Genomic DNA, 8933 nt, shown 5'->3' on the forward strand with positions numbered 1-8933 from the left:
GCGCGGTCAGTACAGGTAGCCGTGCAGGCGCAGCAGCCGCATGGCGTGCGCCCGGTCGTCGGCGATGCGGAAGATCTCTTCCGGCATGAGGCGGGCCCGCTCGGGGCGGAACCCGCGGATGGACTGGCTGCGAGGGATGGCTCCCTGGCCCTGCAGGCGGCGGAACTCCTGGCGGCGGAACTCGCCGCGCACCGTGCCTTCCGTGGTGGTCTGCAGGCGCTGGCCTTCGGCGGTGGCCGAGGCCATGCCGCGCCGGGCGTTGACGACTTGCGCCAGGTCGGCGCCGTCATCGATCGCCTTGACGGCCGCCTCGCCGAACGTTCGCTTCCGCTCCGTCTCGGACATGGCGTCGTACAGCTGTTGCGGGCTCGACGGCTGCGGCCGGTGCTCGCGGGTGACGGGCTCCATCCCGCAGTGACAGCGCGGATGGCGCGCGAACGCAGCGCTCACGCCGTACTCGCGGCCTGCGAGGACCACGCACCTCGAGCAGGCACCGCCCTCGACGACCCGCACATACGACGTCACGGCAGGGCGGGCCGTCATTCCCACCGAGTCCGCGGCCCGGCCCGCGTCCGCCACCGCGGTACGCACCATCAGGTCGAGGAGCAGCTGCCCGCGCGCCATCGCCTGCACCACGGGCACGCCCCGGGTGACCAGCCGCAGCGCCGTCCACACCGGGACCTGCAGCGCCTGGACGAGCGGGGTCCCGTCACCGGTCACCCCGGACAGCGACGCCGGGTTGAGCCGGTCCGATTCCGCCTGCCCGTCGTCCAGGCCGAGCAGCTGCTCAAGCCACGGCTCCGTGCTCTGCGCGGCGGCGAGCTGCGCACCGGCGACCGCGGCGATGACCGGTCCGAGGGCGGCGAGCCACGACGGACCCGGCGCGTCCCGGTCGACCGTCCGCCACGCCAGACGTGCGGCCCGGGCGGCGGCCAGGGCCAGACGCATCCGGGCCGTGGCGTGCGCGACGGCCATCGGAGACGGGCTCACGCCGCGGCCCCCGCATCCGTCTCGTCCTCGTCGGCGTCGTCCGGCTCCGCAGCCGGTTGCGGAGCGGGGGCCGCGGTCTGCGTGAGCTGCCGGGTGATCTCCGAGACGGGGTCCATCTCCATCTCCCGCTCCCGCAGGGCGACCACCTCCGAGACCTCCGTCGGGGTGAGGCCGTAGCGCAGGGCCAGCCACTCGAACGGGAAGCCCAGCTGCTTCAGCTTCAGCAGCGCGTCCGCGAGCTGCGCGTGCGAGCGGGACTCGGTCTCCGCCCACAGCACCCGCCCGGAGCGCAGTGCTTCCGCCTTGCGGTCATCTCCCTTGGCCAGCGCGATCAGCCGCGCCATCTCCCGCAGGCCCTGCCCGTACCACAACGTCTTCTCGTCGACCCGCTTCACCAGACCGGTCTCGGCGGCGAGCAGCGCGCCCTCGGCCAGGTTCGCCATCTTCCCGATGAGGTAGTGCTGCGGGGTGCGGGTCTGCGCGGCCAGGTGCCCTACGGCGACCTCGATCATGCCGGTGTACGCGGCCAGGTTCGCCGCCTGCCACTCGGCGATCCGCGCGTCCTTGCCGGTGATCCAGGCGACTCGGTCGATCTGGAACTTGTCCAGGTCCACGGGCTGTTTGCCGACGACCTCGCCGGCCGAGTTCAGCTTCGGGAGCATCGGCCGCTCGGCGCCGAGGACGACCCGCTGCGGGAACGAGGCGTAGTCGGAGGCGGTGAACATCTGCGCCCACAGGAGGTTGATCGCATCCTGCATCGCCACCACGCCGGCGACGTCCGAGATCGGATCCTCGACGAGCATCGGCTTGTTCGGGAGCTCCACCATCGGCACCACGCCCATGGGGTTGGGCTGCGGGTTGGGCTCGTCGCCCATCTCCCGCGGCGTCCACCGCTTCAGCTCCTCGTCGACGTCCGCCATCTGCGGGGACTTGTCCTGCTGCTGCAGCGGCCGGCAGAACTTCCACACCTCCGTCTTCAGGTACAGGGTGGCGTAGTCCTGGTTGCCGTCCTGCCACCGCTTCAGCGCGGCCCGCCGCAGCCGGCGCGAGCCCGGCTCGTAGGCGACGATGCACTGCGAGGCGTCCTCGAACGTCACGCACGGCATGTCCGGGTCGTCGGGGTCGCCCCACACCAGCACGAAGCAGCGCGCCCCCGTCACCGCGCCGAGGAAGCCCAGCTGGGAATCGGCGTCCAAGCCGTTGACCTGCCACACCCGCCACAGGTCCTTGTCCGCGCTCGTCTCGCCGTCGGCCAGGAACCCCGTCACCGTCAGCCGCTCCACCGGGCTGTCGGCCACGACCTGCACCCAGTTGTCGGAGAACTCGCGGTAGCGGTCGCCGTGGAATTTCGCGAACTCCGTCGAGGCGAACCGCAGCGGATGCTTGCCGCGGTAGTAGGCGTTGTGCCGGTCGATGTCCCCGCGCCGCCGGATCAGTTCGTTCTCCAGCAGCGCGACCAGCTGGAGAGCCTGCGCCTCCGTAGCCATCGGGGCCCTCCTCAACTGCCGTAGTAGTAGGACACTTCGCGCTCGGCCAGGCCCGCGGCGATGACGTCGCCGAGCGCCTCGTGGGCGAGGATGCTCGGGATCGTGGCGTCGATCTTCTGGGTGGGGCTCGCCTTGCGCAGCACGTACCGGTCCATCGGCCGCGCTGCTGCACGGGTGTGCTCGATGTGCTTCTGCGTGATCTCGCAGCCGTCGTGCCGGAACGTGCTGTCCCGCTTGACGACGTCGGTCTTCAGCCGCTCACACGCGGCGTGCATCTGGACGATGCGCCGGGTGTGCCACCGGATGACCCGCTCCTCGCCGAAGTCGTCCACCCAGTCGTCGATCTCGGTCTCCCAGTAGGGCGGATCCGCGTAGAGGCGCACCACGTCGTACCGGCGAAACACCTGCTCCATCGCGGCGCGCACCTCAGCGCGCGGGACCTGGCCATCGGTGTCGGCCGGGTTCCAGATAGTCGGCTCGTCGTTCGGCCCGTAGAGCGGGGTGAACTGGTAACCGTCCATCGTCTCGGCGCGGATCGCCGTCCAGTCGTCGCTGTCAGATCCGTCGAAGCCGAGCACGATCCGTGTCATCGGACGGACTCGCCGCGGCTTCGCCTTCGCCGCCCACTTCGCCCCGTCCAGCCACGAAGCCGAACCGGCGACGCACCGGTTGCCGAAGAACCTCTCGCCCTGCGCCGGATCCTTCTCCATGATCTCGGCGGTCTCGGCCTCGATCGCGTCCAGGTCGACGTGCGACGAGCCCGCGTACACCACCGCGTGGATCTTCCGACGGTCCCGCTTGTTGCTGTACGACAGGGACTTCGGCGCTTCCGGGTGGTACTTGAAGACGTCCTTCGCCTTGGCCTCGGCGGTCGTCTGCGCGACCGAGTTCTCCGACGGGTCCCACGCGTTCGTCGTCTCCATCGAGCGGCCGCCCATGCCGGCCGTGCCGCGGCGCTGGGTCTCGGCGACCCGGCGCAGCTTGTTCGCCGTCGTGTACAGGCCGGTCTCGTCCTGCATCGCGAAGATGATCGGGTTGCCCAGCCGGCTCATGGCGGACGACGTGACGGTGTCGATGCGGCCGTCGTCGCCGACGCGGGTGAACTCCTCGCCGACCGACATCATCTCGGCGAGCGGGCCCCGCTTGACCATCGCCTGCAGCGGCCGGTACACGTTCGCGACCTGGTCCTCGGACGTCGCCGTCAGCTGGATCAGCGGCGTCGGCCACGGCGTCCCCATCGGGTCGCCCGGCTGGTAGTCGTACCACCATCCGCAGCCGCAGCCGTGATCCGAGCAGCGGTAGCGCTCGTCGCCGCGGGCCCACCCGTCGAAGACGACCGGGCCCGCGGCTTCGGCCAGGACGATGGTCGCCGACCACGGGCCCTTGCCGGTCTTCTGCGGAGCCACCACCTGCGAGCGCCGGTAGTGGAACGCGGGCGCCAGCTGCCCCACGCTCGCGCCCGGGCGCACGCGGTAGTGGTTGGCCGTGCACCACAGCTGCCACGGGTACAGCTCGAGGTCCTCGCCCGCCCGGAACCCGTCCGGGACGGGGCAGTGCGCTTCGATCCAGTCGGGCACGATCCACAGGGTGGGGAAGTCGACGACGAACTCGGGCCCGGCGTCAGGCCCCTTCGCCACTGGGTACGACCTTCAGCCTGTCCCGCGCCGAGGGGCGCCGCGCGGGCGCGGCCGCCGGAGCGGTCTCGGCCGGCTCCTCGACGGCCGGGGCGACCTTCCACCGGTTGCGGTTCATGCCCGTCACGCTCAGCCCGAGCGAGTCGAGGTAGCCGCGCACCATCTTCTTCACGTCCACCCGGCCGTCGACGCGCTCGGCCTCGGCCAGCGTCCGCACGAACAGCGCGACCTCCAGCTCCTGGCCCATGTCCTCCCACGCCACGGCCTGCGGCTTCGACCACAGCTCGTCCCACAGATCCAGCTCACGGTCAGCGGGCGTCGTCAGCGGCCACTCGGGTGCCGGCGCGCCGCGGCCCTCGGCCGGCAGAGTCCTCCAGCCGCCCTTGTCCGCGGCCCTGCTGCTGCGCAGCGACCGGGGATCCGGCGCCGGTCCGGAGACTGCGCGAGCTCCACCACGGGGCATGTCGATCACTCCTTCAACGCGCTGCATTGCGCAGCACCATGCCGTCACATTGCGTGACAGCGGGGACCCTATGAACCCGTCGGACCTTCGAGCGCCCTCCCCCGCGCTGCTCCACCCCGGCCGGCCAGGGGTCACCCCCCTGGGTCGGTGACCGAAAGTGATTTCAAAATCCCCAGGTTTCTGCCGCGGTTTTGCGGGAGTGGTGCCGCTTGCTCATGGCCTGCCAGTTGGACGGGTCGAAGCCGCGCGGGCCGAGCGGGCCGAGGCCGTCGATGTGGTCGACCTCGGTCGCCAAGTCGCGCTGCAGCATGGGGAGAGACGAGCAGGCTTGGCACTCGCACCAGGGATGGTCACGCAGGTACTCGGCGCTGGCCTTGCGCCAGTCCGAGTTGTATCCGCGTGCGTTGGGCGCGGGCCTGGCTGCCCTGGCCTTGGCTGCGCAGGGATCGCACTTCCCGCCTGGGGTGAGCGTCGGGCATCCGGGGGTGGGGCAGACCTGCAGCGCCTTGCGCGCCATGGCCTCCTCCGCGGGCATGAGCGCGGCCCCGTACCTGGTGGGTACGGGGCCGCGGGTGGCAGGGCACCGAGGTGCCTAAGGGGTAGCTCAGAAGTCGGGGCAGATGTACTTGTGGGCCGCGGCGAGGATCTTGGTCGCGGTGGCGGTGTCGCGGCCCTCGGGATGGTCCGGCGAGGTGAAGCGCGACCCGGTCGTCTTCACCTGCAGCGCCTTGTCGTCGGGGTAGCGCTTGATGCCGCTGCAGCTGTCGATGCCGCGGCTGATCGCCTTGTCTTCCTTGCCGTGGACGATGTCCGCGTCGATGGCGTCGAGGGCTTTGATGTAGGCGGCCCATTCCGCCGGTTGCGGGGTGGGCGGGAGGCCGGCCGCCTCTCGGGCCGCGGCTTTCTGCTCGTCCGTGATCCCCGATGCGGTGGCGGTGGGCGACGTCTTGGCCGTCGCGGTGTCATTGCCGGTGACGTCTTCGCTGGCGCTGCAGGCGGTCAGAGCGATGGCGGCGATGATGGCGGCAGCGGCTGTGCGGGTGCGCATGGTCCCCCCTGGGTCCGTGTGGCTGAGGGGGCATCATGCGCTGCCGTTGGCCCGGTCGGTGGCGGTGTGTCCGTCTTGTGACGTCGTCAGAGTTGGGGGATGCCGGCGGCGAGCGACAGCCGGATGAGGCGGGCCCGTTCGCGTGTGGCGGCGGGCAGTTCGATGGGGACTGGATCGCAGCAGCCTTGGAGGCAGGTGCTGTGTCCGTCGAAGACAAGGTGGACGTGGCGGCCGTCGCGGGCGAGTTGGTGGGCGGCCTCGGCGGCGGGGTTGGGTGCGGCGAGCATGGTGCCTCCCTGGCACGACGAAGCCCCCGGGGTCAGGTCACCGGGGGCTCGATCGCGGGCATGGCTCTACGCGCAGATCGTTACATCGCGCTGGCCTGCGGGTCAAGCGACCTTGGAGGTGGCGCGCTTCGCGGCGAGGGCGGCGACGTCTCTGGCGGCGTACCAGGGCTGGCGCGGGGTGCCGCCGGAGCGGGCGAGGTGGCCGCGGTGGACGAGCAGGCGGACGCCGCCGAGGCTGATGCCGAGGAGGTGGGCGGTCTGGTGGGCGGTGAGGTAGCCGGGGCGGACGTTCTGTGACTCCATGCCTCCATGATGCGGGAGAGCCCCACCGTTGCGGGGTGCGGTGGGGCTGCTCTCAGTGGCCGCAGTTCTCGGTCCACCAGCCGCACTTGCCGCAGTAGGTGGGGACCAGCCTGAGGAGTCTGGTGATCACGTCTCGGTCACCTCCTCCCGGGGTGGGTGGTAGGTGCACATAACCCCGTTCGGGTCGTGCACCCCTCTCGCTCTTGCGAGCCTGCGACGTGCAGCGTCGTCAGATTCGGGGTCGGCCCCTCTCGGTGGGGGAGTGGCGGACGAATCGGACATGCGGCGTCGGGCGGAGCGCCAGACGGCCACCCAGCCGACCGTGACGAGGGTGAGGACGCCGAGGGCCTCGTCGACTGCGAACAGGGCGGCGGCCGCGGCCCCGGCGAGGACGGCCAGGACGCACCCGCCGGCCGTCCGGGACGGTTCCTCATCGGCCGCCATCACAGGGCCCCGTACACGTTGTCGCCGAGCCACGTTGCGGCCGTGGCGAGCGGCACCGCGGCGAACCCGGCCACGCCCGCGCTGGTGCCGAGCGTGATGCCGCACCACGCCCCGCGCTTGAGTACGCCGGCCTGCTCGTCGCCCGCCTTCTTCACCGCGGCCGCGAAGCAGGCGGTGAGGATCAGGACGACGCCGAGCCCGGGGCCGGACAGCGGGAGGAACGTGGCGCGGGCGGCGGACTGGCCGCCGGTGCCGCCGACGCCCCAGACGAGGGCGACGTCGCCGAGCCAGTTGGACAGGCCGAGGACGGTCCCGGAGATCCAGCCGACGGCGCCGCCGACCCCGAGGGTGGTGAGGCAGCCGTATGACCAGGACGCGAGGTACGGGAGCAGGCGGGACGCGTGCTTGACGGGGTCCTTCGTCAGGGCCTTGCGGCCGGGCCACCAGGAGACGAGTTCGTAGCCGAGCAGGATGAGGCCGACGGTGACGCCGCCGAAGGTCACGTAATTCACGAGCGGTCCTAGCGGAGGATGGCCGCGCCGAGCGCGGCGAGGGTGAGGACGAAGGCGACGGTCCCGGTGATGCGGGGGACGTCGTGGAGCGCGACGGCGCACAGCCCGAGGAGGGCGAGGAGGGCGGTGCCGGCGAAGAACGCGGCGAGGATCACGCCCGGGTCAGCTCGCTCTGGATGCGCTGTGCGCGTGGCTGGCCGATGGAGTACGTATCCCTCAGGGACCGGATCGAGGGCGCGCGGCCCTGGCCGAGCAGCTCCTCGAAGTCCTCGCGTGCCCGCGCGGTCAGCTCGTCCTGGCGGCCGTCGGCGCGCTCGTATCCGGGCGGCAGCGGCGGTGTATCCGCTTTCTCGGTCGGCGTCTCCAGGACGAGTGCGTCGTCGTCGGCGCGCTCGTGTTCGTCCTGCTCGGGTTCGGGATACGCCTCCGGGTGCGCGGTGATGCGCGGGAGGTGTTCGAGGCTGGCGAACGGGCCGAGGATCTGGATCGCGGGCGCCTGCTCGACGGGCTCGGGGGCGGGTGTATCCCGGTGTACCTCGACGGGCGGGTACGCCTCGGGTACGGCGGATACGGCCGGCTCCTCGACGGGCTCGGGGTGCTGCTCGCTGAGCCGGTGGACGCGCCACAGGACGAGCGGGGCGACCGCGGAGACGGCGACGACGAGGGGTACGGATACGGGGAAGAGGCCGACCTCGACGAGGTGGCTGGCGGCGTTCACGGCGATGAGCACGGTGACGACGGCGAGGACGTCGCGGCGGGCACGGAGCGCGGCGAGGGCGTAGACGTCGAGGGCGGCGGGGACGCCCGCGGCGACGTACTGGCCGAAGCCGCATGCGACGGCGAGGTTGTATTCGGCGGAGGCGAGGACGACGAGGACCGCGGCGAGGGCGGCCCACAGGAGCGGGTCGCGCTTCACGCGTCACCCCGCTCGGCGTCGAGGGCGGTGACGAGGGAGCGCAGGATCGTGCCGAGGGCGGTGGCCGCCTGGACGGTCGCGTTGTGGTCGTGGATGTTGGTGGCCGCGTACTCGGCGAGCAGCTGCCGGGCGACCGTGCGGGCGTTGCCCACCGGCACGATCTCGGGCTCGTCGTCCGGGAGCAGGGGGTGGTAGGCGGTCACGGGCGCTCACCCCGCGGGGTGTCCACGTCGGCTGCGGGGGCGGGCGGCTCGGCGCCGAGGGCGCGCAGCAGCAGGCGGATGGACTCGTGGAGGGACAGGACGCTGTCGCTGTCGAGGAGCTGCTGCGCGACGTTGATGGCGACGTCGAGCTCGCTGGGCTCGGGCTGCGAGTCGGGGGTGGCCGGGTAGCGGCGGGCGAAGTTTGCGCGGGCCAGGCGGCCGGCGGGGCTGTGGTAGTCACGCCAGGCCGCGCTGTGCAGCTCGGCTGTCGTGGAACTTGCGGGCGTGTTCGGGCCCGCGACATGATCAGTCATGCCGACTCCTGGTTACGTCAGGATGTTCGGTAGAGGGTCGGGCGGCGCGCGCGCCTCCTCGGTGTTCCAGCACCGCGGGGAGCTGCTGTCCGGCCCTCGCTGTCTATTCGGTTGTGTACTTCTTGATCGCGTTGGCGACGGCCGTCCAGCTGAGCCCCAGTTCCTTGGCCAGCGCGTAGACGCTGCCGAGTTGCTCGGACCCTTCCTTCATGGCTTGTGCTCGTCGTCTGCGGGCTTGTTCCGCTTGGGCGTTGAGCTGTTCCAGCAGCTCGTCTTCCTCACGGAGACGGTCCCGCCATGTAGGCGTTTCCACCTCTCCGAGGCTATCACAC

Annotated in this window: 15 protein-coding genes; all 15 read right to left on the reverse strand. The window is 71.6% G+C overall.

Annotation, left to right across the window (positions count from 1 at the left end):
- Positions 1–6: 6 nt before the first annotated feature.
- The 15 genes from ABZ725_RS51505 to ABZ725_RS51575 all read right to left on the reverse strand — a co-directional run bounded on the left by ABZ725_RS51505 (position 7) and on the right by ABZ725_RS51575 (position 8914).
- Entirely contained in the window at positions 7–990 is a 984-nt protein-coding gene (locus ABZ725_RS51505) for a hypothetical protein (RefSeq protein WP_358809294.1), read from the reverse strand.
- Positions 987–2477 carry a phage portal protein gene (locus tag ABZ725_RS51510; RefSeq protein WP_358809295.1) on the reverse strand — a complete coding sequence of 497 codons (1491 nt, stop codon included), beginning with the start codon at positions 2475–2477 and terminating at the stop codon, positions 987–989. Before ABZ725_RS51510 ends, ABZ725_RS51505 begins: the two co-directional genes overlap by 4 nt.
- Positions 2478–2488: 11 nt before the next feature.
- The gene (locus tag ABZ725_RS51515; RefSeq protein WP_358809296.1) at positions 2489–4114 is read right to left on the reverse strand and encodes a hypothetical protein; all 1626 of its coding nucleotides are present in this window, start codon (positions 4112–4114) and stop codon (positions 2489–2491) included.
- On the reverse strand, positions 4098–4574 hold the full coding sequence (locus ABZ725_RS51520) for a hypothetical protein (protein WP_358809297.1): 477 nt from the start codon (positions 4572–4574) through the stop codon (positions 4098–4100). The genes ABZ725_RS51515 and ABZ725_RS51520 overlap by 17 nt, the downstream gene beginning before the upstream one ends.
- 163 nt (positions 4575–4737) lie before the next feature.
- Positions 4738–5091, reverse strand: coding sequence for a hypothetical protein (locus ABZ725_RS51525; protein ID WP_358809298.1), 354 nt, complete (start codon positions 5089–5091; stop codon positions 4738–4740).
- Between the two features lie 87 nt (positions 5092–5178).
- Positions 5179–5622, reverse strand: a complete 444-nt coding sequence (locus ABZ725_RS51530) for a hypothetical protein (RefSeq protein WP_358809299.1) — start codon at positions 5620–5622, stop codon at positions 5179–5181.
- An 86-nt stretch (positions 5623–5708) separates the two neighbouring features.
- Positions 5709–5909: a hypothetical protein gene (locus ABZ725_RS51535; RefSeq protein ID WP_358809300.1), complete on the reverse strand. Its 201-nt coding sequence runs from the start codon at positions 5907–5909 to the stop codon at positions 5709–5711.
- Between the two features lie 102 nt (positions 5910–6011).
- On the reverse strand, positions 6012–6212 hold the full coding sequence (locus ABZ725_RS51540) for a hypothetical protein (protein WP_358809301.1): 201 nt from the start codon (positions 6210–6212) through the stop codon (positions 6012–6014).
- Between the two features lie 126 nt (positions 6213–6338).
- A complete protein-coding gene (locus ABZ725_RS51545) occupies positions 6339–6656 on the reverse strand; it encodes a hypothetical protein (protein ID WP_358809302.1) in 318 nt (105 codons plus the stop codon).
- A complete protein-coding gene (locus ABZ725_RS51550) occupies positions 6656–7168 on the reverse strand; it encodes a hypothetical protein (protein WP_358809303.1) in 513 nt (170 codons plus the stop codon). The genes ABZ725_RS51545 and ABZ725_RS51550 overlap by 1 nt, the downstream gene beginning before the upstream one ends.
- An 8-nt stretch (positions 7169–7176) precedes the next feature.
- Positions 7177–7323: a hypothetical protein gene (locus ABZ725_RS51555; RefSeq protein WP_358809304.1), complete on the reverse strand. Its 147-nt coding sequence runs from the start codon at positions 7321–7323 to the stop codon at positions 7177–7179.
- Entirely contained in the window at positions 7320–8084 is a 765-nt protein-coding gene (locus tag ABZ725_RS51560) for a hypothetical protein (protein WP_358809305.1), read from the reverse strand. Before ABZ725_RS51560 ends, ABZ725_RS51555 begins: the two co-directional genes overlap by 4 nt.
- On the reverse strand, positions 8081–8287 hold the full coding sequence (locus ABZ725_RS51565) for a hypothetical protein (RefSeq protein ID WP_358809306.1): 207 nt from the start codon (positions 8285–8287) through the stop codon (positions 8081–8083). Before ABZ725_RS51565 ends, ABZ725_RS51560 begins: the two co-directional genes overlap by 4 nt.
- The gene (locus ABZ725_RS51570) at positions 8284–8601 is read right to left on the reverse strand and encodes a hypothetical protein (RefSeq protein WP_358809307.1); all 318 of its coding nucleotides are present in this window, start codon (positions 8599–8601) and stop codon (positions 8284–8286) included. The genes ABZ725_RS51565 and ABZ725_RS51570 overlap by 4 nt, the downstream gene beginning before the upstream one ends.
- A 103-nt stretch (positions 8602–8704) precedes the next feature.
- Positions 8705–8914, reverse strand: coding sequence for a hypothetical protein (locus tag ABZ725_RS51575; RefSeq protein ID WP_358809308.1), 210 nt, complete (start codon positions 8912–8914; stop codon positions 8705–8707).
- Positions 8915–8933: the final 19 nt, after the last annotated feature.

It is taken from the genome of Streptomyces sp. NPDC006872, from assembly GCF_040635845.1.
GTDB lineage: Bacteria > Actinomycetota > Actinomycetes > Streptomycetales > Streptomycetaceae > Streptomyces.

Coding starts and splice junctions, on each gene's coding strand:
- ABZ725_RS51510 (WP_358809295.1), bottom strand. CDS start 2,477: ATGGCTACGGAGGCGCAGGCTCTCCAGCTGGTCGCGCTGCTGGAGAAC.
- ABZ725_RS51520 (WP_358809297.1), bottom strand. CDS start 4,574: ATGCCCCGTGGTGGAGCTCGCGCAGTCTCCGGACCGGCGCCGGATCCC.
- ABZ725_RS51525 (WP_358809298.1), bottom strand. CDS start 5,091: ATGGCGCGCAAGGCGCTGCAGGTCTGCCCCACCCCCGGATGCCCGACG.
- ABZ725_RS51530 (WP_358809299.1), bottom strand. CDS start 5,622: ATGCGCACCCGCACAGCCGCTGCCGCCATCATCGCCGCCATCGCTCTG.
- ABZ725_RS51535 (WP_358809300.1), bottom strand. CDS start 5,909: ATGCTCGCCGCACCCAACCCCGCCGCCGAGGCCGCCCACCAACTCGCC.
- ABZ725_RS51540 (WP_358809301.1), bottom strand. CDS start 6,212: ATGGAGTCACAGAACGTCCGCCCCGGCTACCTCACCGCCCACCAGACC.
- ABZ725_RS51545 (WP_358809302.1), bottom strand. CDS start 6,656: ATGGCGGCCGATGAGGAACCGTCCCGGACGGCCGGCGGGTGCGTCCTG.
- ABZ725_RS51570 (WP_358809307.1), bottom strand. CDS start 8,601: ATGACTGATCATGTCGCGGGCCCGAACACGCCCGCAAGTTCCACGACA.